Origin of the sequence: Streptomyces sp. NPDC005799, assembly GCF_040630525.1 — a bacterium.
Lineage (GTDB): Bacteria > Actinomycetota > Actinomycetes > Streptomycetales > Streptomycetaceae > Streptomyces > Streptomyces griseorubiginosus_B.
The window spans coordinates 53651-77642 of sequence record NZ_JBEXXQ010000001.1 but is presented as its reverse complement, the minus strand read 5'-3'; the positions used below and the strand labels follow the sequence as shown (position 1 = coordinate 77642).

The 23992-nt window shown below is 70.5% G+C and carries 22 protein-coding genes and 1 pseudogene; 13 read left to right on the top strand and 10 right to left on the bottom strand.

What is annotated here, in order from left to right; translation table 11 throughout:
- The first annotated feature begins 96 nt into the window (after positions 1-96).
- The 3 genes from ABZ453_RS00345 to ABZ453_RS00335 all read left to right on the top strand — a co-directional run bounded on the left by ABZ453_RS00345 (position 97) and on the right by ABZ453_RS00335 (position 2313).
- Positions 97-1062 carry a helix-turn-helix domain-containing protein gene (locus ABZ453_RS00345; protein WP_359010029.1) on the top strand — a complete coding sequence of 322 codons (966 nt, stop codon included), beginning with the start codon at positions 97-99 and terminating at the stop codon, positions 1060-1062.
- A 401-nt stretch (positions 1063-1463) separates the two neighbouring features.
- A complete protein-coding gene (locus ABZ453_RS00340) occupies positions 1464-1664 on the top strand; it encodes a MerR family transcriptional regulator (RefSeq protein WP_359010027.1) in 201 nt (66 codons plus the stop codon).
- Positions 1665-1725: 61 nt separating this feature from the next.
- A complete protein-coding gene (locus ABZ453_RS00335; RefSeq protein WP_359010025.1) occupies positions 1726-2313 on the top strand; it encodes a GNAT family protein in 588 nt (195 codons plus the stop codon).
- Here ABZ453_RS00335 and ABZ453_RS00330 read toward each other — a convergent pair.
- Together ABZ453_RS00330 and ABZ453_RS00325 are read right to left on the bottom strand one after the other, a co-directional pair.
- Positions 2294-3337 carry a zinc-dependent alcohol dehydrogenase family protein gene (locus tag ABZ453_RS00330; protein ID WP_359010023.1) on the bottom strand — a complete coding sequence of 348 codons (1044 nt, stop codon included), beginning with the start codon at positions 3335-3337 and terminating at the stop codon, positions 2294-2296. The genes ABZ453_RS00335 and ABZ453_RS00330 overlap by 20 nt on opposite strands.
- Complete coding sequence (locus tag ABZ453_RS00325) at positions 3306-5606, bottom strand: MMPL family transporter (protein WP_359010021.1); 2301 nt, start codon at positions 5604-5606, stop codon at positions 3306-3308. Before ABZ453_RS00325 ends, ABZ453_RS00330 begins: the two co-directional genes overlap by 32 nt.
- Before the next feature lie 131 nt (positions 5607-5737).
- Between ABZ453_RS00325 and ABZ453_RS00320 the strand changes: the two genes are divergently transcribed.
- From ABZ453_RS00320 to ABZ453_RS00310, 3 genes are all read left to right on the top strand, one after another.
- Positions 5738-6406, top strand: a complete 669-nt coding sequence (locus ABZ453_RS00320) for a TetR family transcriptional regulator (protein ID WP_359010020.1) — start codon at positions 5738-5740, stop codon at positions 6404-6406.
- 71 nt (positions 6407-6477) lie between these two features.
- On the top strand, positions 6478-6717 hold the full coding sequence (locus ABZ453_RS00315) for a heavy-metal-associated domain-containing protein (RefSeq protein WP_359010018.1): 240 nt from the start codon (positions 6478-6480) through the stop codon (positions 6715-6717).
- 92 nt (positions 6718-6809) lie between these two features.
- Entirely contained in the window at positions 6810-9047 is a 2238-nt protein-coding gene (locus ABZ453_RS00310; RefSeq protein WP_359010016.1) for a heavy metal translocating P-type ATPase, read from the top strand.
- A 723-nt stretch (positions 9048-9770) separates the two neighbouring features.
- On the opposite strand, the gene ABZ453_RS00305 is transcribed toward ABZ453_RS00310, so the two are convergent.
- The 5 genes from ABZ453_RS00305 to ABZ453_RS00285 form a co-directional block, all read right to left on the bottom strand.
- On the bottom strand, positions 9771-11060 hold the full coding sequence (locus ABZ453_RS00305; protein WP_359010014.1) for a citrate synthase: 1290 nt from the start codon (positions 11058-11060) through the stop codon (positions 9771-9773).
- Positions 11061-11239: 179 nt separating this feature from the next.
- The gene (locus tag ABZ453_RS00300; RefSeq protein ID WP_359010012.1) at positions 11240-13510 is read right to left on the bottom strand and encodes an ATP-dependent RecD-like DNA helicase; all 2271 of its coding nucleotides are present in this window, start codon (positions 13508-13510) and stop codon (positions 11240-11242) included.
- Between the two features lie 29 nt (positions 13511-13539).
- Entirely contained in the window at positions 13540-13725 is a 186-nt protein-coding gene (locus ABZ453_RS00295; RefSeq protein ID WP_359010010.1) for a DUF397 domain-containing protein, read from the bottom strand.
- 21 nt (positions 13726-13746) lie between these two features.
- Positions 13747-13938, bottom strand: a complete 192-nt coding sequence (locus tag ABZ453_RS00290; protein WP_359010008.1) for a DUF397 domain-containing protein — start codon at positions 13936-13938, stop codon at positions 13747-13749.
- A gap of 8 nt (positions 13939-13946) precedes the next feature.
- Positions 13947-14786: a helix-turn-helix transcriptional regulator gene (locus tag ABZ453_RS00285; protein ID WP_359010007.1), complete on the bottom strand. Its 840-nt coding sequence runs from the start codon at positions 14784-14786 to the stop codon at positions 13947-13949.
- A 202-nt stretch (positions 14787-14988) separates the two neighbouring features.
- Here ABZ453_RS00285 and ABZ453_RS00280 point away from each other — a divergent pair, with 202 nt between their 5' ends.
- The 5 genes and pseudogenes from ABZ453_RS00280 to ABZ453_RS00260 all read left to right on the top strand — a co-directional run bounded on the left by ABZ453_RS00280 (position 14989) and on the right by ABZ453_RS00260 (position 18204).
- Complete coding sequence (locus ABZ453_RS00280) at positions 14989-15405, top strand: ATP-binding protein (RefSeq protein ID WP_359010005.1); 417 nt, start codon at positions 14989-14991, stop codon at positions 15403-15405.
- Positions 15406-15525: 120 nt separating this feature from the next.
- Positions 15526-16260: a hypothetical protein gene (locus ABZ453_RS00275; RefSeq protein ID WP_359010003.1), complete on the top strand. Its 735-nt coding sequence runs from the start codon at positions 15526-15528 to the stop codon at positions 16258-16260.
- A 10-nt stretch (positions 16261-16270) separates the two neighbouring features.
- Positions 16271-16432, top strand: a pseudogene (locus ABZ453_RS00270) (substrate-binding domain-containing protein); the annotation flags it as partial.
- A gap of 80 nt (positions 16433-16512) precedes the next feature.
- On the top strand, positions 16513-17415 hold the full coding sequence (locus ABZ453_RS00265) for a ribokinase (protein WP_359010001.1): 903 nt from the start codon (positions 16513-16515) through the stop codon (positions 17413-17415).
- Between the two features lie 279 nt (positions 17416-17694).
- Positions 17695-18204 (top strand): hypothetical protein, encoded by a 510-nt coding sequence (locus ABZ453_RS00260; RefSeq protein ID WP_359009999.1) that lies wholly within the window; start codon positions 17695-17697, stop codon positions 18202-18204.
- A gap of 62 nt (positions 18205-18266) precedes the next feature.
- On the opposite strand, the gene ABZ453_RS00255 is transcribed toward ABZ453_RS00260, so the two are convergent.
- The 3 genes from ABZ453_RS00255 to ABZ453_RS00245 are packed head-to-tail and all read right to left on the bottom strand — an operon-like array spanning position 18267 to position 21393.
- Positions 18267-19097 (bottom strand): sugar phosphate isomerase/epimerase family protein, encoded by an 831-nt coding sequence (locus tag ABZ453_RS00255; RefSeq protein ID WP_359009997.1) that lies wholly within the window; start codon positions 19095-19097, stop codon positions 18267-18269.
- A complete protein-coding gene (locus ABZ453_RS00250; protein WP_359009995.1) occupies positions 19094-20245 on the bottom strand; it encodes a dihydrodipicolinate synthase family protein in 1152 nt (383 codons plus the stop codon). The genes ABZ453_RS00255 and ABZ453_RS00250 overlap by 4 nt, the downstream gene beginning before the upstream one ends.
- Positions 20242-21393 (bottom strand): Gfo/Idh/MocA family oxidoreductase, encoded by a 1152-nt coding sequence (locus ABZ453_RS00245; RefSeq protein ID WP_359009993.1) that lies wholly within the window; start codon positions 21391-21393, stop codon positions 20242-20244. The genes ABZ453_RS00250 and ABZ453_RS00245 overlap by 4 nt, the downstream gene beginning before the upstream one ends.
- Before the next feature lie 291 nt (positions 21394-21684).
- On the opposite strand from ABZ453_RS00245, the gene ABZ453_RS00240 reads away from it, so the two are divergent.
- Both ABZ453_RS00240 and ABZ453_RS00235 read left to right on the top strand, forming a co-directional pair.
- The gene (locus tag ABZ453_RS00240; protein WP_359009991.1) at positions 21685-22731 is read left to right on the top strand and encodes a LacI family DNA-binding transcriptional regulator; all 1047 of its coding nucleotides are present in this window, start codon (positions 21685-21687) and stop codon (positions 22729-22731) included.
- A gap of 355 nt (positions 22732-23086) precedes the next feature.
- A complete protein-coding gene (locus tag ABZ453_RS00235) occupies positions 23087-23884 on the top strand; it encodes a DUF4253 domain-containing protein (RefSeq protein ID WP_359009989.1) in 798 nt (265 codons plus the stop codon).
- The last annotated feature ends 108 nt before the right edge of the window (positions 23885-23992 follow it).

The window sequence follows — 23992 nt, the reverse complement described above, 5'->3', positions numbered from 1 at the left end:
TTCGCGGCTGCAGGCTGTTTGTGGTTGTCGCGCCCACGCGGCGTAGCCGCAAATTGACACTGTCCCGCACCCCTGAAGGGGTTGCAGCATGGGGGCATGACAAGAGCCGTTCGGTCGGGGCATGGGGCCTGGGGGTCGTGGGAAACCGTTCTTGCTCGGCCGCATCCGTCGTTGCGGCCCGGGGTGATCAGCTACCGGGGCCTGCGGCTCGCCCTTGACCGGCCCCGGCGGCGGCTGGAGGTGCCGATCGGGGCCGCGACCCTGTTGCTCGGGTTCGAGCAGCCGGTGCGGATCACGCGGGCCGGGCGGCCGACGTCGACGCTCGTGTCGGTGTACTGCGGGCCCACGACCACGCCGGCCGTCGGGGAGCACGGTGGGCGGTTGTCGGGGATCGAGGTGCTGTTGACGCCCTGGGCGGCGTTCACGCTGTTCGGGACCCCGCAGTACGAGCTGACGGACCGCACCGTCGATCCCGACGAGCTGCCGCATGTGCTGGGCACGCGCGCGGTGGGCGGCCGGCGCAACACCATCGCCGAACTGGCCGCCGCACTGGCCTCGTTGCCGACCTGGGAGGCCCGGTTCGGGCTGCTGGACGACAGCTTCGTCCGCTGGTCGGGGGCGGGGACACCGAGTTCGGCACGGGTGGTGCGGGCCTGGTCGGAGCTGGTGCGGACGGGCGGTGCGATGCCGGTACGGGACCTGGCCGACGACGTGGGCTGGAGCGTACGGCAGTTGGAGAACCGTTTCCGGGAGCAGATCGGGCTCGGGCCCAAGGTGGCGGCGCGGGTGCTGCGCCTGCAGCGGGCGCGGCGGCTGCTGGCGCAGGGGCGCGGGCAGGCGGAGACGGCGGCGATCTGCGGGTTCTACGACCAGGCCCATCTCAGCGGTGAGTTCAGGGCGATGACCGGGTGCACGCCGCGTGAGTTCACGACGGCCCGGGGACTGCCGCCGGTGTCGCAGCCCGGGGTTCCGACGGCCGACCGGATGACCGGCGAGGCGACGAGTCTGTTGCTGACGTCGGCCCGCAGTTCGGTTTTTTCCAAGACCGGCAGGGTGCGCTGACTGCACGCTGATCGTCCGGCGACCGGTCCTCGGGGGGAGATCACCGCCGACGGCACCCGCAGAGGGGGAAGCGGGGGAGCCGGTGGGCCGGGCCCGGCGCAGCGGGTCCGGCCCACCTCGCGCAGACCGCTCGCGCGGGGCACGGAAAACTCCGGTGAAGTCAACGCGCCGCGCCTGTGAGCCCGCGTACGCGTTTGTGGCATTCGTGTCACAAACGCCCCCCTCATGTCACACATGTCGCGTGTACGCGGGTCCTGCGTCACACCCCGCGCACAGGCCCTGACCCGTTCCCGAGCCATGTCGTTCACGGGTCACAGGCTTTGTGATCGCCAGCGCAGCGCCCGGCTCCCCCGACGGCCGCCCCCGGCCGCCCCCGTGGTGCGCGCAGGGAGGTGCACCTCATGACCGACCGACGGCTCTGGTCGTACAAGGAGATCGCGGCGCACATCAAGGTGCAGCCGGACACCGTGCGTTCGTACCGCAAGCACGGGCTGCTGCCCCCGCCGGACCACGTCGAGAGCGGAAAGCCCTTCTGGTACGCCGACACGGTCCGAGCCTGGGTCGCCTCCCGCCCCGGCAACCGGGGCCGCCGAGAGGGCTGACCCCCCTCTCCTACGAAAACCAGCCTGTGCCCCACCCCGTCCCGTGGGGCACAGTCGTCCGATGAGCGACTTCTCCACGAAACCCGTCCTGGCCGGTGAGAAGGCCGTCCTGCGCCCCTTCACCGAGGCCGATGCCGAGGCCGTCCGGGAGATCGTCCAGGACCCCGAGATCATCCGATTCACCTTCGAACCGTCCACCGAGCTGACCCTGAGCGGGCTGCGGTCCTGGTACGGCTCCCGGGCCACCGCCCCCGACCGCCTCGACCTCGCCGTCACCGACCCCGTCACCGGCGAACTCCTCGGCGAGGTCGTCCTGTACGAGTGGGACCCAGGGGCCCGCAGTTGTACGTTCCGCACGCTCATCGGGCCCCGGGGGCGTGGTCGGGGTGTCGGCACGGAGGCCACCCGGCTCGTCGTCGCACACGGATTCGAGCAACTGGGACTGCATCGCATCCAGTTGGAGGCCTACGGTCACAATCGCCGTGCTCTGCACGTCTACGAGAAGGTCGGGTTCGTGCTGGAAGGAGTGCGGCGGGAGGCCGCGTGGCGGGACGGGGTGTGGGTCGACGAGGTGGTCATGGGTCTCCTCGACCGTGAATGGGCCGCCCACCGCGGACGGCCCGCCGCCGTCAGCCCCACGGTTCGATGACCGTGACGCCGGCTGCCGGTGCCCTCCCCATCGCCGTCAGGGCGGCCGGGGTCGCGTCCAGGGTGATGGTGGAGGTGACCAGGAGGTCGGGACGCAGGACGCCCGCGCGGACCAGCTCCAGCATCGGCGGGTAGGTGTGCGCGGCCATGCCGTGGCTGCCGAGGAGTTCCAGTTCCAGGGCGATGGCACGGGCCATGGGGACCGGGGTCGTGCCGTCCGGGGAGGGCAGCAGGCCCACCTGGACGTGGCGGCCGCGGCGGCGCAGGCCGTTCACCGATGCGGCGCAGGTCACCGGTGAGCCGAGGGCGTCCAGGGACAGATGGGCGCCGCCGCCGGTCAGGTCGCGGATCGCCGCCGCCGTGTCCGGCACCCGCGTGGCGTCCACCGCTTCCGACGCCCCGAACTTCCGCGCCAGGTCCAGCGCCGCCGGTGACACGTCGACGGCGACCACCCGTGCCCCGGACGCCGCCGCGATCATCACCGCGGACAGTCCCACGCCACCGCAGCCGTGCACCGCGACCCACTCCCCCGCCGCGACCCGGCCCTGCTGCACCACCGCCCGGAACGCCGTCGCGAACCGGCAGCCGAGCGCCGCCGCCGTGGCGAACGACAGCTCCCGCGGCACGGCCACGAGGTTCACGTCCGCGTGGTCCAGCGCCACGTACTGGGCGAAGGAGCCCCAGTGCGTGAAGCCGGGCTGGGTCTGGCGCTCGCAGACCTGCTGGTCGCCCGCCGCGCAGGCGCCGCAGGTTCCGCAGGCGCACACGAAGGGGACGGTGACACGGTCGCCGGGGTGCCAGTTGCTCACGCGGGCGCCGACGGACTCGACGACACCGGCGAGTTCATGGCCGGGAACGTGAGGGAGGGTGATGTCCGGGTCGTGGCCCCGCCAGCCGTGCCAGTCGCTGCGGCAGAGGCCGGTGGCTTCCACGCGGACGGTCACTCCGTGGGGCGCCGGGTGGGGGTCGGGGACTTCACGCACCTCGGGGGGTTCACCGTATTGCTCGAAGACCACCGCTCGCATCTGCCATCCCCTCGCCGTCGTTCGCTGCGGGTCCATCGTGGCTGGTCGCGCCCCGCGGCGGAGCCGCACCTGGACACAGCCCCGCGCCCCTGTCGGGGCGCTCATTCTCGCCCTCGGTCAGTCCGAACCGTGCGTGGAACCTTCGCAGCGGGGCCGGTGCCCACCATGTCGCCGCGCCCGTCAGTCTCATCACCGCCGGTACCAGCAGGCTGCGGACGATCATCGCGTCCATCAGGACCGCCAGTGCGATGCCCAGGCCCAGCATCTTGGTGTTGGTGACGCGCGAGGTGCCGATCGCCACCATCACCACCGCCAGGATCACCGCCGCCGCCGTGATCAGGCCGCCGGTGCGCTGCAGGCCGTGGCGGACCGCGGCGTTGTGGTCGCCCGTTCTGTCGTACTCCTCCTTGATGCGGGAGAGCAGGAAGACGCCGTAGTCCATGGAGAGGCCGAAGGCCACGCAGAACATCAGGACCGGGAGGGTCGTCTCGATGGAGCCGGGGCTGGTGAAGCCGAGCAGCCCCGAGAGGTGGCCGTCCTGGAAGACCCAGACCACCGCGCCGAACATCGCGGTCAGGCTGAGCGCGTTGAGCAGCACGGCCTGGACCGGTATCAGCACACTGCCGGTCAGCAGGAAGACCAGGAGCAGGGTGACGACCGCGATGACGGCGGCCGCCCACGGCAGACGCTCGGCTATCGCGTGCTTGGAGTCGACCAGTACGGCCGCCGTGCCGGTCACCTTGGTGGCGAACGGGGCGTCCGCGGCACGCACCTCACCCACCAGGCGCTGGGCCGTGTCGTCCACGGCCTCGCCCTTGGGCAGCACCGTGAAGTACGCGGAGGCGCCCCTGACCAGCGGGCCGTCCACCCTCAGCACACCGGGGAGGCTCGCGATCCGGTCCTTGTAGGCGGCGTACTGCGCCTTTGTCGCCCGGCCTTCCGCGAGCACTTCGAGGCCGCCTCCGGGGTTGCCGGGGAAGCCGTCGCGGATGTGCTGCTGGACGACGTGCGACTCGGCGGTCGAGGGGAGCTGGCGGTCGTCCGCGGTGCCGAACTTCACGCCCAGGAAGGGCAGTCCGAGCAGGACCAGCACGGCCGTCGTCGCCAGCGCGAAGAACGGGGCGCGGCGCATCACCAGGGCCGCCGTGCGCGCCCAGGCGGTGCCCTCCTCGCCGGACGTCCTGGCCGGGCGCCCGCGCCGGAACACCCGGCGCAGGTCGAGGGAGTTGACGCGGTGGCCGAGCAGCAGGAGGGCCGCCGGGAGCAGGATCAGGGCGGCCGCCGCGGCCAGCAGGACCACGGCCATCCCGGCGTAGGCGAAGGACCGCAGGAAGTACTGCGGGAAGACCAGCATCGCGGCGAGGGAGACGGCGACCGTGAGGGCCGAGAAGAGGACCGTGCGGCCGGCGGTGCGCAGGGTGGTGGCGACGGCCGTGGGCGGCTCGGCCCCGGCGGACAGTTCCTCCCGGAAGCGGCGGACGATGAACAGGGCGTAGTCGATGGCGAGGCCCAGGCCGAGGGCCGTGGTGAGGTTCAGGGCGAAGACCGAGACGTCGGTGAACTCCGTCAGGCCGCGCAGCACCGCGTTCGTGCCGAGGATCGCGACGATGCCGATGCCCAGCGGCAGCAGGGCCGCTATCGCCGAGCCGAAGACCATCACCAGCAGCAGGAGCGTGACCGGCAGGGCGATCATCTCGGCGCGGGCGAGGTCCTCCTTGATGATCGTCTGCATCTCGCCGCGTACCGCGACCATGCCGCCGACCTTGACCTGAACCGGGCCGTGCGTGCCGCGGTAGTGGGGCGCTATGCGGTCCAGGGTGTCACTCGCCGTCTTCTCGTCACCGCTGATGTGCGCGGCGATCAGCGCCTCATGGCCGTCCTCGGCGCGCAGGGCGGGCGACTTCGTCTGCCAGTAGGAGCCGACGCCGATGACGCCCTTCTCGGCGGTGAGGCGGGTGGCGAGGCGCTGTGCCTCGGCGGCGACCGCGGGGGCGTCCACCGAGGCGCCGCCCGAGTCGACGAGGAGCAGGAGGTTGGGCTGGGAGTCCGGGAACTCGCGCTCCAGGGCCTTGGTCGCATAGGTCGACTGGGCTGCCGGGTCCTCCCAGCCGCCACTGCCCAGCCGGTCGGCGACCCCGCTGCCGGCGAGCACGGCGAGAGCGGTGATCACCAGCGCGACCAGCAGCGACAGTCGCGGTCGGGCGGTCACGAGCCGGGTCCATCCGCCGGGCCGGGGTGTGCTGCTGGGTGGGCTGTTGACTTCGGTCATGGTGCGGTGTCCCCTTCACCGTGGAAACCGTAAACTGACAAACACGAGAGATCGCTCGCATTTGATCCACCCCCAGAATGCGAGCGACCGCTCGTGTTTGTCAATCGTGTTCGGAGAGCTGGGGATAACACGTGCCCGACAACCAGCAGCAGGAACAGCCGCGCCGTCGGCAGGCCCGCGGGGAGCGCCGGGTCGCCCAGCTCCTCGAAGCGGCCGCGACCGTGTTCAGCACGACCGGCTACACGGCGGCCAGCACCAACGCCATCGCCCGCGAGGCCGGCGTCTCACCCGGCACGCTCTACCAGTTCTTCCCGAACAAGGAAGCGATCGCGATCGAGCTGGGCGACCGGCTGATGCACGAGATGCGGGAGACCTACGGCGAGGCGCTCGCCCCGATAGACCCCGCGACCCCCCTGGAGCAGGCGGTCGGTGCCGCCGTCGACCGGTTCATCGCGTTCAACTGCGACCACCCGGTCTTCTTCGCGCTGATGCACGGCCCGGACGTGCCCGGCCGGATCGCCGAGGAGCACGACGCGCTGCACGCGACCCTGCTCGGCCGGATCGAGGAACTGCTCTCCAGCCTCCTGCCCGACGCCTCCGCCGCCGACCTCACCCGCACCGCGCAGGTCTGCCTCGGGATGTACAAGGCGGGACTGGAGTTGGTCCTGGCCCATGAGGGCGCCGAGCGCGACGCGTACACCCGGGAGATCAAGAACGTACTGATCCGCTATCTCGAGCCGCTGGTGGGCGACCGGCTGGGCCGAACCACGGGCGACCCCTCATTGAGTCATACCCCCTAGGGGTATAGTGTGAGGGGCGGGGCCCCACCGTGGGTCCCGCAGGCCCCACACGCCTCCACGAGGAGAACGACATGACCGCCCAGTCCGACACCCAGGGTTCCGTCACCACCGTCTACAAGGTGAGCGGGATGAGCTGCGGACACTGCGAGGGCTCCGTCTCCGGCGAGATCTCGGAGCTCCCCGGTGTCACCTCGGTCAAGGCCGTCGCCTCGGCCGGCGAGGTCACCGTCGTCTCCGAGGCCCCGCTCGACGAGGCCGCGGTGCGCGCCGCGGTGGACGAGGCGGGCTTCGAGCTCGTCGGCCAGGCCTGAGCGGCCGCTCTTCCGTTCTGTTCTCCGACCGGGCCGCACCGACCAGCTGATACTGGCTCCGCGTGGTCCGGTCCGATGTCTGGAGTCCGGACATGACCAGTACGCCCACCGAGACACCACCGGCCGACGCGGCGGAGGTCGAACTGCTGATCGGCGGCATGACCTGCGCCTCCTGCGCGGCCCGCGTCGAGAAGAAGCTCAACCGCATGGACGGGGTCACCGCCACGGTGAACTTCGCGACGGAGAAGGCCAAGGTCAGCTATCCCGCCGGCATCCAGGTCGCCGACTTGATCGCCACCGTCGTCAAGACCGGCTACACCGCCGAGGAGCCCGCGCCGCCGCAGCCCGTCGAGGAGGAGCCGCAGGCCGCCGAGGACGATCCCGAACTCGTCTCCCTGCGTCAGCGCCTCACCGTCTCCGTCCTCCTCGCGGTCCCGGTCGTCGCGCTGTCGATGATTCCCGCCCTGCAGTTCGACAACTGGCAGTGGCTGGCGCTCACCCTCGCCGCCCCCGTCGTCGTCTGGGGCGGTCTGCCCTTCCACCGGGCCGCCTGGACGAACCTCCGGCACGGCGCCGCGACCATGGACACGCTGGTCTCGGTCGGCACGCTGGCCGCGTTCGGCTGGTCCCTGTGGGCGCTGTTCCTCGGCGACGCGGGCATGACCGGCATGCACGACGAGTTCCGGTTCACCGTCTCGCGCACCGAGAGCGCCTCCTCGATCTACCTCGAGGTGGCCGCCGGAGTGATCGCGCTCATCCTGCTGGGCCGCTATCTGGAGGCCCGCGCCAAGCGGCGCTCGGGGGCCGCGCTCAGGGCGCTGATGGAACTGGGCGCCAAGGACGTGTCCGTGCTGCGCGACGGGCGCGAGGTGCGCGTCCCGGTGTCCCGGCTGGCCGTGGGGGATCGTTTCGTCGTGCGGCCCGGGGAGAAGATCGCGACCGACGGCATCGTCGTCGAGGGCGCCTCCGCGGTGGACGCGTCCATGCTGACCGGCGAGTCGGTGCCGGTGGACGTCGGCGTCGGCGACACGGTCACCGGGGCCACGGTCAACGCCGGCGGACGGCTGGTCGTGGAGGCCACGCGCGTGGGCGCGGACACGCAGCTCGCGCGGATGGCGCGGCTGGTGGAGGACGCGCAGAACGGCAAGGCGCAGGTGCAGCGGCTCGCCGACCGGATCTCGGCGGTCTTCGTGCCGGCCGTCATCCTCATCGCCCTCGCCACCTTCGGGACGTGGCTCGGCGTCACCGGTGACACCGCCGCCGCGTTCACGGCGGCCGTCGCGGTCCTGATCATCGCCTGCCCGTGCGCGCTGGGCCTGGCCACGCCGACCGCGCTGATGGTCGGCACGGGGCGGGGCGCCCAGCTCGGCATCCTGATCAAGGGCCCCGAGGTGCTGGAGTCCACGCGCCGCGTCGACACGGTCGTCCTCGACAAGACCGGCACGGTCACCACGGGCCGCATGACCCTCCACGAGGTGTACGCCGCCGACGGCGCAGACGAGAAGGAGGTGCTGCGGCTCGCGGGCGCCGTCGAGCACGCGTCCGAGCACCCGGTCGCCCGGGCGGTCGCCACGGGCGCCGAGGAGCGGCTCGGACGGCTCCCCGAGGTCGAGGGCTTCGAGAACGTGCCGGGGCGGGGCGTGCGCGGCCGCGTGGACGGCCGTGACGTGGCCGTGGGGCGCCTCTACGACGTTCTGTCCGAGGAACTTACCCGCGCCCGGGACGAGGCCGAGAGGGGCGGTCGTACGGCCGTCGCGGTCGGCTGGGACGGGGTGGCACGCGGTGTCGTCGCCGTCGCCGACGCGGTGAAGCCGACCAGCGCCGAGGCGGTGCGCGGGCTGCGCGCGCTCGGCCTGACGCCGGTGCTGCTGACCGGGGACAACCGGACGGTGGCCGAGGCGGTGGCCCGGGAGGTCGGGATCGGACAGGTGATCGCGGAGGTCCTGCCCGAGGACAAGGTGGCCGCCGTACGCCGGCTGCAGGAGGAGGGGCGGGTCGTCGCGATGGTCGGCGACGGCGTCAACGACGCGGCCGCGCTCGCCGCCGCCGATCTGGGGCTGGCGATGGGCACCGGGACGGACGCGGCGATCGAGGCGGGCGACCTGACGCTGGTGCGCGGGGATCTGCGGGTGGCCGCGGACGCCATCCGGCTGTCGCGCAGGACGCTGTCCACGATCAAGGGAAACCTCGTATGGGCGTTCGGATACAACGTCGCGGCGCTGCCGCTGGCCGCCGCCGGGCTGCTGAACCCGATGATCGCCGGGGCCGCGATGGCCTTCTCATCCGTCTTCGTGGTCACCAACAGTCTCAGATTGCGGACGTTTCACTGAACTCCGGCCAAGTTACTGCCGGTTACCGGCAGTCGAAGTAAGAGCACCCCTAGAGTCCGGCGCCGGGCTCACATAAGCTCTTCACAAGGCTCGCGCATCATCCTTACGCTGGGGTCCCGATCAACGCGTCGGGGCTCTTGCGTATCAAACGGACAAATGCAAGAGACCCAGATCACAGTGATGTGAACGTAACCATCGAAGGGGTTCGAAGGTCTAAGTTGGCGATGTCGGAGAGCGTCTTGGGGGGCGCGAACCGGCATCTGGGGATGTCTTGGGGGACTTCTCCAGAGATGCGTTGCCGGGGCACGTACTTCGGGAAGCTTTGAGCGGCCCTCCCGAGGGTGCGCTGTCCCGGCAGACCGCACATCACCCATGAGTACGACGAGTCCTGCTCGTTCTGCTCAACCGCAGTACCAGCAGTACCGAAAGAACAGCGATTCAGGCGCTGGTCTCTCAGGCGCCCGGCCGGATCCCGTGGGGGGAATCCGCACCGGGACATGGGAAGGCGCCCTGGTCGTCGGCCCGTGGGGGGACCGGCGTCGGGGCGCCTTCCGCTTTTGCGTCACATTCCGAGGTTCGCCAAGCGCAACGCCCGCCAGGGGCGCGGGGCTGTCTCCATATGCGGCTCCGCCGCGTGGGCGGCGACCAGCCACGACCGGCCCGCAGCCGCCCACGCTCCTTCAGCAACGAACTCCTCGGCGATCGGCTCTCCCGCCGGAGGCGTCAGCGCTCCTCGACGGGAACGAAGTCGCGCTCGACGACACCCGTGTAGATCTGGCGCGGGCGGCCGATGCGCGAGCCCGGCTCCTTGATCATCTCGTGCCACTGGGCGATCCAGCCCGGCAGCCGGCCGAGGGCGAACAGGACCGTGAACATCTCGGTCGGGAAGCCCATCGCGCGATAGATCAGACCGGTGTAGAAGTCCACGTTCGGGTAGAGGCTGCGCGAGACGAAGTAGTCGTCGGAGAGCGCGTGCTCCTCCAGCTTCAGCGCGATGTCCAGCAGCTCGTCGGACTTGCCGAGGGCCGAGAGGACGTCGTGCGCGGCGGCCTTGATGATCTTCGCCCGCGGGTCGAAGTTCTTGTAGACCCGGTGGCCGAAGCCCATCAGACGGACACCGTCCTCCTTGTTCTTCACCTTGCGGATGAAGGAGTCGACATCGCCGCCGCCGGCCTGGATGCCCTCGAGCATCTCCAGCACCGACTGGTTCGCACCGCCGTGCAGCGGGCCCCACAGGGCGTTGATGCCGGCCGAGATGGAGGCGAACATGTTGGCCTGCGACGAACCCACCAGGCGCACCGTCGACGTCGAACAGTTCTGCTCGTGGTCCGCGTGCAGGATGAGGAGCTTGTCGAGGGCGGAGACGACGACCGGGTCGAGGTCGTACTCCTGCGCCGGCACCGAGAAGGTCATCCGCAGGAAGTTCTCGACGTAGCCGAGGTCGTTGCGCGGGTAGACGAACGGGTGACCGATCGACTTCTTGTACGCGTACGCGGCGATCGTCGGAAGCTTGGCGAGCAGGCGGATCGTCGAGAGGTTGCGCTGCTTCTCGTCGAAGGGGTTGTGGCTGTCCTGGTAGAACGTGGACAGCGCGGAGACCACCGAGGACAGCATCGCCATCGGGTGGGCGTCGCGCGGGAAGCCCCGGTAGAAGTTCTTGACGTCCTCGTGCAGCAGCGTGTGCTGGGTGATGTCGTTCTTGAACACGGTGAGCTCGTCGACGGTGGGCAGCTCCCCGTTGATCAGCAGATAGGCGACCTCCAGGAAGGTGGAGCGCTCGGCCAGCTGCTCGATCGGGTAGCCGCGGTACCGCAGGATGCCCGCCTCGCCGTCGAGGTAGGTGATGGCGGATTTATAGGCGGCGGTGTTGCCGTAGCCGCTGTCCAGGGTGACCAGCCCGGTCTGGGCGCGGAGCTTCCCGATGTCGAAGCCCTTGTCGCCGACGGTGCTGTCGATCACCGGGTAGGTGTACTCGCCGTCGCCGTACCGCAGTACTACAGAGTTGTCGCTCACGTCTTCCCTCACCGACGTAGTGCCTCATCTTCGAGGTTGCCCTGACTGTCTCTACCTTCCCCCAATTGGCTCAGGAGAGTGCACTCGGGGTCGACCATCGGGCCTATCGGCGGCACTGAGTGCCGCCAACTTGCCCATCCTGCCCCCTGTCTTCCCGATCCGGAAGTGCTCTGTGACCTTCACGACTCATTTGATCGATCATTTTTCGAGATGAGTCTGAAGTCCAGCGCCGTACAGCGCCTGCCCGCCGACACCGTGCGCACCGCCTGACCGATCGCCTTGCGCGAACCGACCAGCACCACCAGCTTCTTGGCCCGGGTGACCGCCGTGTAGAGCAGGTTCCGCTGGAGCATCATCCAGGCTCCGGTGGTGACCGGGATCACCACGGCGGGATATTCACTCCCCTGCGAGCGGTGAATGGTCACCGCGTACGCGTGGGCCAGCTCGTCCAGCTCGTCGAACTCGTACGGCACCTCCTCGTCCTCGTCCGTCAGCACCGTCAGGCGCTGGTCGACCGGGTCGAGCGAGGTGACCACGCCCACGGTGCCGTTGAAGACACCGTTCTCCCCCTTCTCGTAATTGTTGCGAATCTGGGTGACCTTGTCGCCGACCCGGAAGACCCGGCCGCCGAACCTCTTCTCCGGCAGCTCCGGGCGGCCCGGGGTGATGGCCTGCTGGAGCAGTCCGTTGAGGGTGCCGGCGCCGGCCGGTCCGCGGTGCATCGGTGCGAGGACCTGCACGTCCCGGCGCGGGTCCAGCCCGAACTTGGCCGGAAGCCGACGAGCGGCCACATCCACGGTCAGCCGCCCGGCCTCCTCCGTGTCGTCCTCGACGAAGAGGAAGAAGTCCTTCATGCCGTCGGTGACCGGATGCTGCCCGGAGTTGATCCGGTGCGCGTTGGTCACGACGCCGGACTGCTGGGCCTGCCGGAACACGCGCGTGAGGCGCACCGCGGGGATCGGGCTGTCCTCGGCCAGCAGGTCCCGCAGCACCTCGCCGGCGCCGACGCTGGGCAGCTGGTCGACGTCCCCGACGAAGAGCAGATGAGCGCCGGGCGGTACGGCCTTCACCAGCTTGTTGGCGAGCAGCAGGTCCAGCATCGACGCCTCGTCGACCACCACCAGGTCGGCCTCCAGCGGCCGGTCCTTGTCGTAGGCCGCGTCACCGCCGGGCTTGAGCTCCAGCAGGCGGTGGACGGTGGAGGCCTCGGCGCCGGTCAGCTCGGCCAGCCGCTTGGCGGCCCGTCCGGTGGGGGCGGCGAGGACGACGCGGGCCTTCTTCGCCCGTGCCAGCTCGACGATCGACCGGACGGTGAAGGACTTGCCGCAGCCGGGACCACCGGTCAGGACAGCCACCTTCTCGGTCAGCGCCAGCTTGACGGCCGCCTCCTGCTCGGGCGCGAGGTCGGCCCCCGTACGGCCCTTCAGCCAGGCCAGCGCCTTGTCCCAGGCCACGTCCCGGAAGCCGGGCATCCGGTCCTCGCCGGTGCGCAGGAGTCTGAGCAGCTGGGCGGAGAGGGAGAGCTCGGCGCGGTGGAAGGGGACGAGGTAGATCGCGGTCACCTGCTCGCCGTGCTCCCCGGGCACCTTCTCCCGTACGACACCGGGGTCCTCGCCGTCCTCGGGCACCTCCGCCAGTTCCGCCAGGCACTCGATGACCAACCCGGTGTCGACCTGCAGCAGCTTCACCGCGTCCGCGATCAGCCGCTCCTCCGGGAGATAGCAGTTGCCCTGGTCGGTGGCCTGCGACAGCGCGTACTGCAGGCCTGCCTTGACCCGCTCCGGGCTGTCGTGCGGTATGCCGACGGACTGGGCGATCTTGTCGGCGGTCAGGAAGCCGATGCCCCAGACGTCGGCCGCCAGGCGGTAGGGCTGGTTCTTGACGACCGAGATGGACGCGTCGCCGTACTTCTTGTAGATGCGCACGGCGATCGACGTGGACACCTCCACGGTCTGGAGGAAGAGCATGACCTCCTTGATCGCCTTCTGCTCCTCCCAGGCGTCGGCGATCTTCTTCGTGCGCTTGGGGCCGAGGCCCGGGACCTCGATGAGCCGCTTGGGCTCCTCCTCGATGATCTTCAAGGTGTCCAGGCCGAAGTGCTGGGTGATGCGGTCGGCGAAGACCGGCCCGATGCCCTTGACCAGGCCGGAGCCGAGATAGCGCCGGATGCCCTGGACGGTGGCCGGCAGCAGGGTCGTGTAGTTCTCCACGGTGAACTGCTTGCCGTACTGGGGGTGCGACCCCCAGCGGCCCTCCATCCGCAGGGACTCCCCCACCTGGGCGCCGAGCAGCGCGCCGACGACCGTGAGGAGGTCGCCGGCGCCTCTGCCGGTGTCGACGCGGGCGACCGTGTAGCCGTTGTCCTCGTTGGCGTACGTGATGCGCTCCAGCACGCCTTCGAGCACGGCGAGCCGCCGTTCACCCGTCGCGTTCCCAGCCTGTTCAGCCATGATCCGACGGTACTGGTGGGGACTGACAGTCAGCGAAGGGATGTGGATTTGAGGGCTTCGAGGAACGTGGTGAAGGCGGGGGCGGGGAAGGTGAGGGTGGCTCGGGTGGGGGCCTTTGAGTCACGGAGGGCTATGTGGGTGGGGGTGGAGGCGAGCTCTACGCAGTTGTTGCCGTCGTCGGGGCCTGAGTAGGACGACTTCCGCCAGTTGTCCATGGGTACCTCACAGCTCCCACGTCAGGGTTGGGGGTGGGGGGACTTCTTCAGGGCTTCGAGGAAGGCGGTGAAGGCCGGGGCGGGGAAAGTGAGGGTGGCTCGGGTGGGGGCCTTTGAGTCACGGAGGGCTATGTAGGTGGGGGTGGGGGCGAGCTCCACGCAGTTGTTGCCGTCACCTTCGCCGGAGTAAGACGACTTCCGCCAGGTGTCCATTGGGTGCCTCACAGCTCTTTCGCCAGCCTGTGGATGAAGTCACGCGACCGCTCGGGTTCGAGTGATAGAGCCGCAATTCTACGGAAGCGTGTTCGATAGACGTTGAGCTGAGCCTCGGAGTCGATGAAGAGCGAGCCATGAGGCGCGTCGCGCACCACTGTGTCCAGCTTGGGCACCGGGCCGCCCACATATGCCATGGTGCTGGAAGCCGCGGCGAAACCGTCCAGGTCGAAAGGGACCACGCGCAAGGTGAGGCGGTCCGCTTCCGACAGGTCAAGCAACCGAACGAGTTGAGCCCGAGCGCCGGCACGGTCGCCGACCCTGATGCGCAGGGCCGATTCGTGGATCACTACCTCGTGAGGGAAGGTGGCCTCGCTCTGGCGTGCCATTCGATGTCGCACCCGCAACTCAAGCTCGGCAGGCGTGAGTTCGGGGATCCTTGCCGAGAACACCTCACGGGCGTATTCCTCCGTCTGAAGCAGGCCAGGCACGTACAGGATCGCCGCCTCACGCAAGAACGTGGCGTTGTGGTCCAGTTCGGCTAGGTCCAAGAAGGAATTGGGAAGCACTCCGCGGAATTCCTCCCACCAGCCTCGTGTCCGGCCAACGGCCATGGCGACCAGCGCGTCGACGAAGTCTCCGTCGATGCAGCCGTAGTGGGAGGCGAGTCGACGTAGGCGCTCCTCGCTCACCCCCGAGATGCCGGACTCGATCTGACTGATCTGCACGGAGTTCACGCCCAGCAGCGCCGCCGCTTGGCGAGCGCTGAGCCCTGCCGCCTCCCGCAGCCTGCGCAGTTCGGCCGCCAGCCGCAGTTGTCGTGCAGTTGGTTCGCGCCTGGTCCCCATCAACTGCTCCTCGATTCAACGCGCCCACGAGAGCGCCTCGTTCGAGGTCAGATTACGGGATCGACTTGCCGCGTCTTAAATCAAAGGTCTACCGTCGGTGACGCAACGCACACTCTGCGGAAGCGCACCGCCCCGTCCTGCCCACCCGGACGGCCGCGGCGAAGCCACCGCCAACCTCCCACCACCCCACCGGAGTTGCCGCATGCCCGAAAACACCCCCGAACCCTGGGAGTACTGCCTCTCCATCCCCAACGACCCCCGTGCCGTCACCATCAGTCGCCGCACCCTCCGGCTGATCCTCACCGCGCACGGACTGATCGGCCTCGTCGACGTCGCCGAACTGCTCGCCACCGAGCTGATCACCAACGCCGTACGGCACACGAAGGGACCCGCCGCCCTGCGCGTCCGCTGGGCGCCGCCCGGCACGCTGCGGATCGGGGCGTGGGACGCCGACCCCGAACCGCCTGAGCCACCGGTGCCGTTGGGGCGGCTCGGCGAGGCGGAGGAAGGGCGGGGGCTGGTGCTGGTGCGGGCCTGCTCGGAGGTCTGGGGCTGGCACCCACTGTCCCGGCACGGCAACCGGGGCAAGTACGTGTGGTGCGAACTCGCGGCGGCGTAGTAGCCCCGCTCCGCCCTGCCCCAACGTATAGATTGTTCAACGATCCCTCAATAGAATGGTTGAACATCCAGCCGTCGCTTCGCGGACGCGGAACGGTAACCAACCGGAGGGCTGCAGGAGATGAGCCGGTATCAGTTCGAAGACGTCGACGACCTCGGGGAGATCCTGTTCAGCAACGACCCCGCGCTGCGGCTCCAGTGCGTGCTGATGGGTCTGCAGACCACGGACGGCACGGTCATGCTCGATCCCACGCAGACCTGTCACATGCCCACCGCCCTCTTCGAGTTCAGGCAGGCCGTGGGCGTGGGCGACTTCGGGTACGTCGTGCCGGAGAGAGCCTCGACCGAGGGCATACCCGAGGAACCGCAGATCGAAGGCGCCATCCTGTTCGGCATGAGGCGCCTACCGCCCGACTTCGCCGACCTGCGCCTGCCCTACCGCCCAGAGCCCGACGACGACGGGGGCTGCCTCGACGAGATCTGCTTCTGCATGCGACGCCGGCTGTCCGGCCACGTCGACCTGCTCTCGATCCCTGGATGGGAGCTGCACGAGATACCCGATGACCAGCCAAAACTGGCGGAGCGCCTCGGATACACCTACTCCCGGCTGGAACTGCGGACGCCCCTCGGTGAGATCTACTCCCGGACCTGGGTCGCACACGACCCCGAGTGGGCGGCCGCCGCCCTGCGTTACGGCTACGTCGTGTGCCTGTGCGGCGTGACACTGGGAGTCCGCGCCCCGTACGGGATGACCGACGCGCAGCACACCCCGCGCATGCGCCGCGAAGCCCTCCGCCTCGGATGCGCGGTGGGCCTGACCATCGGCGGACTCGTCGCCTACGTCGACCACCGCTGATTCTCCAAAGTCGGTCCAGGTCGTCGGGTTCAACGGCACCCCGGACGGCCAGAAGGCGGTTGAGAGGGGCACGCTGTACGCGTCCGTGGCACAGCAGCCCTCACAACTTGGCAGGATCGCCGTGGACAACGCGCTGAGGGCGCTGCAGGGCAAGAAGGTCGAGGAGACGGTCGTCAGCGGCCGGCACAGGGGAACGGGCGGGCGGTCAGGGGGACCGCCCGCCCCGGGGCACTCATCTGGGGAGTCTTATTCTTGTACGACTACGACCTGCTGGTCGTGGGTTCGGCCAACGCCGACCTCGTGATCGGCGTCGAACGGCGGCCGGGGGCGGGCGAGACGGTGCTCGGCTCCGACCTGGCCGTCCATCCGGGGGGCAAGGGCGCCAACCAGGCCGTCGCGGCGGCCCGGCTCGGCGCCCGTACGGCGCTGCTGGCCCGCGTCGGGGACGACGCGTACGGCAGGCTGCTGCTGGACTCCCAGCGGGCGGCCGGCGTGGACACGGTGGGGGTGCTGGTGGGCCGGGCGCCGACGGGGGTCGCGCTGATCACCGTCGATCCGTCCGGGGACAACAGCATCGTGGTGTCGCCGGGAGCGAACGGGAAGCTCGCACCGGGGGACGTCAAGGCCGCCGCATGTCTCTTCCATGCCTCCCGGGTGGTCTCGACGCAGCTGGAGATCCCGCTGGAGACGGTCGTGGAGGTCGTGCGCGAGCTGACTCCCGACAACCGTTTCGTGCTGAACCCGTCGCCGCCGCGGCCGCTGCCGGGCGAGGTGATGGCGGCCTGCGATCCCCTGATCGTCAACGAGCACGAGGCGCGGGTGATCCTCGGTGAGGCGTGCGTGTCGGACCGGCCGGAGGACTGGGCGCGGCTGCTGCTCGCCAAGGGCCCCCGGTCGGTGGTGGTCACCCTGGGCGCCGAGGGCGCGCTGGTCGCCTCCTCGGCCGGGGTCACCCGGGTGCCGTCGGTGAAGGTCGACGCGGTGGACACGACGGGTGCGGGGGACGCGTTCACGGCGGCGCTGGCGTTCCGGCTGGGGTCGGGCGCGTCGCTCGCGGAGGCGGCGGGGTACGCGGCCCGGGTGGGCGCGGCCGCGGTCACCAAGGAGGGGGCGCAGGTGTCCTTCCCCACGGCCGAGGAGGTCGAGGCGCTGTGAAGAAGGAAGGGATCCTGAACCGGCATCTCTCCGGTGCGATCGCCGAGCGGCCCGGCCGCCGCGGCGGACAAATTCGAGGGGGCCCGATCCGTCGACCGGGCCCCCTCGGCTTTTCCCCTCCAACATCAGAACCCCCGCGATCCCCCCGGATCCCCCTCCAGCGGTCCTGACACCAAGTACGACCCGCGAGGTCAGGGAAGGGTTGTACGGTCCGCGAGAATTTTTTTTTCCGGGCTCGGCCACTGCCCTCCGCCGCGGATGCCTGCCAGACTCGCGGTCATGCATCGCGTCGAATCCGATGATCGCGCGCAGGACCTGCAGGAGCGCCTGTACCGCAGAATGACCGAGGCGTTCGGGGAAGGCCGGCTGGTGCTCCACCGCCTGCGCTCCCCGTGGCACACGCCCAGCGCCCTGGCCGAGAGCCACCAGGTGAACGGTGTCTGGCAGTCCGCGACGATCGTCCACGGCTCGTGGAAGACCGGCGAGGACCACATCCGCGTCACCACCTGGCGCGAGCTACCCGGCCAGAACTTCGAGCCGGAGGTCCTGCCGGGCCTCGCCGCCGCCCCGGAGGAGGAGCTGCGGGTCGGCGTCGACGAGCGGACGGTCCCCGCCCTGCTGCGCCGCGGCTCCGGGGTGTGGCAGCTGCGGACGGCCGTCGGCGAGCACCAGATCCTGGTCAACGGCCGGGGTACGCCGGGGGACCTGACTCTGGAGACGGTCGACGACATCGTCCCGCTCATCGAGGAACGGCGAGCGCGACTCGCCAGGATCCGGGGAACCGCCTGATCCCCACGGCTCCGCCCCGCACCGTTCGCCGCTCGGTGCGGGGCGGAGGTGTGCGTCGGGGGTCAACCGGTGTGCTCCACGAAGCGCCGGGCGGTCTCGGCGAGCACCTCGCGGCCGTCGCGGGCCCACAGGTCGTCGTTGAAGAGTTCGACCTCGATGGGGCCGGTGTACCCGGCCGCCTCCACGTACCCCTGCCACTCCCGCATGTCGACCGAGCCGTCCCCGATCTGGCCGCGGCCGTTGAGGACGCCGGCCGGCAGCGGGGTGGTCCAGTCGGCGAGCTGGAAGGTGTGGATACGACCGCCCGCGCCGGCCCGGGCGATCTGCGCGGGCGCGTTGTCGTCCCACCAGATGTGGTACGTGTCCACCGTGACGCCCACCTGGTGCGCCGGGAAGCGCTCCGCGATGTCGAGCGCCTGGGTGAGGGTGGAGACCACGCAGCGGTCCGAGGCGTACATCGGGTGCAGCGGCTCGATGGCCAGCCGGACCCCGTGCCGCTCTGCGTACGGCCCCAGCTCCCCCAGCGCGTCGGCGATCCGCTCCCGCGCGCCGTGCAGGTCCTTGGAACCGGCCGGCAGACCACCGGAGACCAGGACCAGGACCTCGGTGCCGAGCGTGGCCGCCTCGTCGATCGCCCGCCGGTTGTCCGCCAGGGCGGCGGCCCGTTCGGCCGGGTCGATCGCGGTGAAGAAGCCGCCGCGGCACAGCGTGGTGACGGTCAGACCGGCGTCGCGGACCAGCTTGGCCGTCGCCTCCACGCCGTACGACTGGACGGGTTCCCGCCACAGGCCCACGCCCGGGACGCCCAACTCCAGGCAGGCGTCGACCAGTTCCGGCATCGACAGCTGCTTGACCGTCATCTGGTTGATGGAGAAACGCGTCAGGTCGGTCACCGGTCCACCCCGTACAGGGACAGCAGGTTCCGCATCCGCTCCTCCGCCAGCTTCGGGTCCGGGAACAGGCCGAGTCCGTCGGCCAGTTGGTAGGCGCGGGCGAAGTGCGGGAGGGAGCGGGCCGACTGCAGGCCGCCGACCATGGTGAAGTGGGACTGGTGGCCCGCCAGCCAGGCCAGGAAGACCACTCCCGTCTTGTAGAAACGGGTCGGTGCCTGGAACAGATGACGGGACAACTCGACCGTGGGATCGAGGAGTTCACGGAAACCGTCAACGTTGCCGGTGTCCAGCACCCGTACCGCCTCGGCCGCCAGCGGGCCCAGTGGGTCGAAGATGCCGAGCAGCGCGTGGCTGAAGCCCTGCTCATCGCCGGCGATCAGCTCGGGGTAGTTGAAGTCGTCGCCGGTGTAGCAGCGCACGCCCTGCGGGAGGCGGCGGCGGATGTCGATCTCCCGCCGGGCCTCCAGCAGTGACACCTTGATGCCGTCCACCTTGTCGGGGTGCGCGGCGATGACCTCCAGGAAGGTGTCGGTGGCCGCGTCCAGGTCGGACGACCCCCAGTAGCCCTCCAGCGCCGGGTCGAACATCGGGCCCAGCCAGTGCAGCACCACCGGCTCGGCGGCCTGGCGCAACAGATGGCCGTAGACCTCCAGGTAGTCCTCGGGGCCGGACGCGGCGGCGGCCAGGGCGCGGGAGGCCATCAGGATCGCCTGCGCGCCGGACTCCTCCACGAGGGCCAGCTGCTCCTCGTAGGCCGCCCTGACCTCCACGAGGGACCCGGCGGTGATCTGGTCGGTGCCGACGCCGCAGGCGATGCGGCCGCCGACCGCCTTCGCCTCGGCGGCGCTGCGGCGGATCAGCTCGGCCGCGCCCGCCCAGTCCAGGCCCATCCCCCGCTGGGCGGTGTCCATCGCCTCCGCGACCCCGAGCCCGTGCGACCACAGGTGCCGGCGGAAGGCGAGGGTGGCGTCCCAGTCGACGGCGGCCGGGGAGTCGGGGCTGACGTCGGCAAAGGGGTCGGCCACGACGTGCGCGGCGGAGAAGACCGTACGCGAGGTGAAGGGGGCACCCGGGGTGAGGGCGAGGGGTTCGGGGCGAGGCTCGTACGCCCGCAACTCGCCCTGGGCGTCGGGGAGATGGATGGTCACAGGGAGATCTCCGGTACGTCGAGACGGGCGCCCTCGGCCGAGGACCTCAGGCCCAGCTCGGCGAGCTGGACGCCGCGGGCGCCGGCGAGGAGGTCCCAGTGGTAGTCGGCGTCGGCGTAGACGTGCTTGAGGAACAGCTCCCACTGGGCCTTGAAGCCGTTGTCGAAGTCGTCGTTGTCGGGTACTTCCTGCCACTGGTCGCGGAAGGAGTAGGTGGCCGGGATGTCGGGGTTCCAGACCGGCTTGGGGGTCAGGCTGCGGTGCTGGACGCGGCAGTTGCGCAGGCCGGCGACCGCCGAGCCCTCCGTACCGTCGACCTGGAACTCGACCAGTTCGTCGCGGTTGACGCGGACGGCCCAGGAGGAGTTGATCTGGGCGATCGCGCCGCCCTCGAGTTCGAAGATCCCGTACGCGGCGTCGTCGGCCGTCGCGTCGTAGGGCTTGCCGTTCTCGTCCCAGCGCTGGGGGATGTGGGTGGTGGCGACGGCCTGGACGGACTTCACGCGGCCGAACAGCTCGTGCAGCACGTACTCCCAGTGCGGGAACATGTCGACGACGATGCCGCCGCCGTCCTCCGCGCGGTAGTTCCAGGAGGGGCGCTGGGCGGACTGCCAGTCGCCCTCGAAGACCCAGTAGCCGAACTCGCCGCGCACGGACAGGATCCGGCCGAAGAAGCCGCCGTCGATCAGGCGCTTGAGCTTGAGCAGGCCGGGGAGGAAGAGCTTGTCCTGGACCACGCCATGCTTGATGCCGGCTTCCTTGGCCAGCCGGGCCAGCTCCAGGGCGCCCTCCAGACCGGTCGCGGTCGGCTTCTCGGTGTAGATGTGCTTGCCCGCGGCGATCGCCTTCCTGATCGCCTCCTCGCGGGCGGAGGTCACCTGGGCGTCGAAGTAGATGTCGACCGTCGGGTCGGCGAGGACCTCGTCGACGTCCGTGGAGACGTGCTCCAGTCCGTGCTGTTCGGCGAGCGCGCGCAGGGCGTGCTCGCGGCGGCCGACGAGGATCGGTTCCGGCCACAGCACGGTGCCGTCGCCGAGGTCGAGGCCGCCCTGTTCCCGGATGGCCAGGATGGAGCGGACCAGATGCTGGCGGTAGCCCATACGTCCGGTCACGCCGTTCATGGCGATGCGCACCGTCTTGCGTGTCACGTCATTCCCTTCGTACGCGGGATATGCGCCGCGTACGCCCTGTCTCCTACTGGTGAGCGTTACAGCAAGCGCTTTCTATACGGTAAGAAGCTAGCCTCTGATCGTGGTCTGGACAAGACCGTGACTCAGTCGAGTTGTTCGAGGGGGCGAACAACCGGGAGCTTGACCCGTAAGGTCTGCTCGAAAACATTCGGAACCATGGCCGCCCGCGGCCTGTCTACGAGCACGTACGTGGCCTGTGTACGAGCACGTATGTGGACGTACGAAGATGCGCGACCGGAGGACGACGAGATGACGGTGACCCTGGCGGACGTGGCGGCGCGCGCGCAGGTCTCGCCCGCGACGGTGTCGCGCGTGCTGAACGGGAACTATCCCGTGGCGGCATCCACCCGCGAGCGAGTGCTGAAGGCGGTCGACGAGCTGGACTACGTACTCAACGGTCCGGCGAGCGCGCTCGCGGCGGCCACCTCCGACCTGGTCGGCATCCTGGTCAACGACATCGCGGACCCCTTCTTCGGGATCATGGCGAGTGCGATCCAGTCGGAGATCGGCGGGCCCGGGGGACGGGCGGGCGGTGAGCGGCTGGCCGTGGTCTGCAACACGGGGGGTTCGCCGGAGCGCGAACTCACGTATCTGACGCTGCTGCAGCGGCAGCGGGCGGCCGCCGTGGTGCTGACCGGTGGAGCCGTGGAGAACCAGCCGCACGCGGCGGCGGTGGCGGCGAAGCTGAGGAAACTGACGGACGCCGGGACCCGGGTGGTGCTGTGCGGGCGGCCGCCGGCGCCGGACACCGGGGCGATCGCGCTGACCTTCGACAACCGCGGGGGCGGGCAGCGGCTGACCGAGCATCTGATCGGGCTCGGGCACCGGCGGCTCGGCTACATCGCGGGGCCGGAGGAGCGGACGACGACCCGGCACCGGCTGGAGGGCCACCGGGCCGCGCTGGCCGCCGCCGGGATCGAGGAGGACCCGCGCTGGACGGTGTGGGGGCGCTACGACCGACAGGCCGGTTACGAGGCGACGCTGGAGCTGCTGCGGCGCGATCCGTCCCTGACGGCGGTGGTCGCCGCGAACGACTCCGTCGCGCTGGGGGCGTGCGCGGCGCTGCGCGAGTCGGGACTGCGCATCCCCGAGGACGTCTCGGTCGCCGGCTTCGACGACCTGCCGTTCAGCGTGGACGCGGTGCCAGCCCTGACGACGGTCCGCCTGCCGCTGGCCGAGGCGGGCGCGCGGGCGGGGCGGATCGCGATGGGGCGGGAGGAGCCGCCGCCCGGGGGGATCGCGACGGTTCGGGGCGAGCTGATGGTGCGGGGGTCTTCTGGGGGACCTCGGGGCTGAGGTTTTACCGGGGGCTGCTGGAAGGTTGCGGGAGTCTGCCGGGATGAGGCAGGGCTCCGGGTGGTGGCCTGCGGTCGTCTTGGGTGCCAGGGGTGCCAGGGGGGCATGCGGGGACCGGGGGTTGGGGCGGGGGGCAGCGGGGGTTGGGGCTGGGGGGCAGCGGGGGTCGTCGGGGGTCGTCCGGAAGGCAGAGGGCATAAGGCACAGGCCGCAGGCCGCACGCCGCAGGCCGCACGCCGCAGGCCGCACGCCGCAGGCCGCACGCCGCAGGCCGCACGCCGCAGGCCGCAGGCCGCAGGCCGCACGGCGTCTTCCTGGTGGGGGCGTTGTCAGTGGGGGTGTTTATCGTCCCGGCATGGTCTTTTCGTTGCCCGAGGGGCTGCCGCGCGGGCGGTTCGTGCGGCTGGGTGCTGTCGAAGTGTGGGTTTCCGCGGAACTGCCCGGGGACATCGTCGAGTTGTGGCCGCGGCTGATGGAGCGTGCCGAGGTCAGCGGGCTGTATCCGTACCTCTGCCACCGCGACGCGCTGGACTCTCCGCTGGACTTGGCCGAGGTGGACGCCGTACGTCTGGAACCCGTCCTGGCCGCCGACTTCGCGGAGTACCGGCGGCGTCGGCTGCCCTCGTGGTCGGCCCCGGCCCAGGACGACGCCGATGACGACCTGCCGGAGGGTGTCGCGCCCTGGCCGCATGATCCGGGACCGCCCTTCGAGAGCTGGCCGGGGCTCGCGGCGGCCGTGCCCGGCGGTGGGGTCGGCGATTGCGGGCCGGCGCAGGCCGCGGCACGTACCGTCGAGGACGTCCTGCGCACCGATCCCTACGCCTACGCGTGCGTCCTCGTCCTCGTCCCCGCCCGCCGCAGCGCCGACGTACCGGCCGTGACCGGCTGGGCCGCCGAGGCTCCGCTGCCCCTGCTCTGCGCGCTGCTGCGCAGTTGGGAGGACCGGTTCGGAGCCCGGGTCGTGGCCACCGTCGGCAGCGACCTGTACGTCTCGGTCGCCCGCCCGCCCCTCGACCTCCCGCACGCCGAGCGGCTCGCGCTGGAGCACGTCCTGTCCACCGCCGACAACATCGTCGACGACCCGCCCACGCCGTTCCCCGAGTACGCCGCCGGCCTGGTCGGCCGGACCGAGTGGCGGTTCTGGTGGGACTGAGTCGGCACGCCACCGTCCGACCGATGACTTTCCGTCCGGCTCTCGGTCTGAGCGTGTACCGGGCCGCCGAAAGGGGCTAGCCGTCGGGGAGTGGGTGTTCTAGGCTCG

What these genes read in the sequence shown, in the direction of transcription:
- ABZ453_RS00345 (WP_359010029.1), top strand. Translation starts at nt 97, where the DNA reads ATGACAAGAGCCGTTCGGTCGGGGCATGGGGCCTGGGGGTCGTGGGAA.
- ABZ453_RS00340 (WP_359010027.1), top strand. Translation starts at nt 1,464, where the DNA reads ATGACCGACCGACGGCTCTGGTCGTACAAGGAGATCGCGGCGCACATC.
- ABZ453_RS00335 (WP_359010025.1), top strand. Translation starts at nt 1,726, where the DNA reads ATGAGCGACTTCTCCACGAAACCCGTCCTGGCCGGTGAGAAGGCCGTC.
- ABZ453_RS00330 (WP_359010023.1), bottom strand. Translation starts at nt 3,337, where the DNA reads ATGCGAGCGGTGGTCTTCGAGCAATACGGTGAACCCCCCGAGGTGCGT.
- ABZ453_RS00325 (WP_359010021.1), bottom strand. Translation starts at nt 5,606, where the DNA reads ATGACCGAAGTCAACAGCCCACCCAGCAGCACACCCCGGCCCGGCGGA.
- ABZ453_RS00315 (WP_359010018.1), top strand. Translation starts at nt 6,478, where the DNA reads ATGACCGCCCAGTCCGACACCCAGGGTTCCGTCACCACCGTCTACAAG.
- ABZ453_RS00310 (WP_359010016.1), top strand. Translation starts at nt 6,810, where the DNA reads ATGACCAGTACGCCCACCGAGACACCACCGGCCGACGCGGCGGAGGTC.
- ABZ453_RS00300 (WP_359010012.1), bottom strand. Translation starts at nt 13,510, where the DNA reads ATGGCTGAACAGGCTGGGAACGCGACGGGTGAACGGCGGCTCGCCGTG.
- ABZ453_RS00295 (WP_359010010.1), bottom strand. Translation starts at nt 13,725, where the DNA reads ATGGACAACTGGCGGAAGTCGTCCTACTCAGGCCCCGACGACGGCAAC.
- ABZ453_RS00290 (WP_359010008.1), bottom strand. Translation starts at nt 13,938, where the DNA reads ATGGACACCTGGCGGAAGTCGTCTTACTCCGGCGAAGGTGACGGCAAC.
- ABZ453_RS00285 (WP_359010007.1), bottom strand. Translation starts at nt 14,786, where the DNA reads ATGGGGACCAGGCGCGAACCAACTGCACGACAACTGCGGCTGGCGGCC.
- ABZ453_RS00280 (WP_359010005.1), top strand. Translation starts at nt 14,989, where the DNA reads ATGCCCGAAAACACCCCCGAACCCTGGGAGTACTGCCTCTCCATCCCC.
- ABZ453_RS00275 (WP_359010003.1), top strand. Translation starts at nt 15,526, where the DNA reads ATGAGCCGGTATCAGTTCGAAGACGTCGACGACCTCGGGGAGATCCTG.
- ABZ453_RS00260 (WP_359009999.1), top strand. Translation starts at nt 17,695, where the DNA reads ATGCATCGCGTCGAATCCGATGATCGCGCGCAGGACCTGCAGGAGCGC.
- ABZ453_RS00240 (WP_359009991.1), top strand. Translation starts at nt 21,685, where the DNA reads ATGACGGTGACCCTGGCGGACGTGGCGGCGCGCGCGCAGGTCTCGCCC.
- ABZ453_RS00235 (WP_359009989.1), top strand. Translation starts at nt 23,087, where the DNA reads ATGGTCTTTTCGTTGCCCGAGGGGCTGCCGCGCGGGCGGTTCGTGCGG.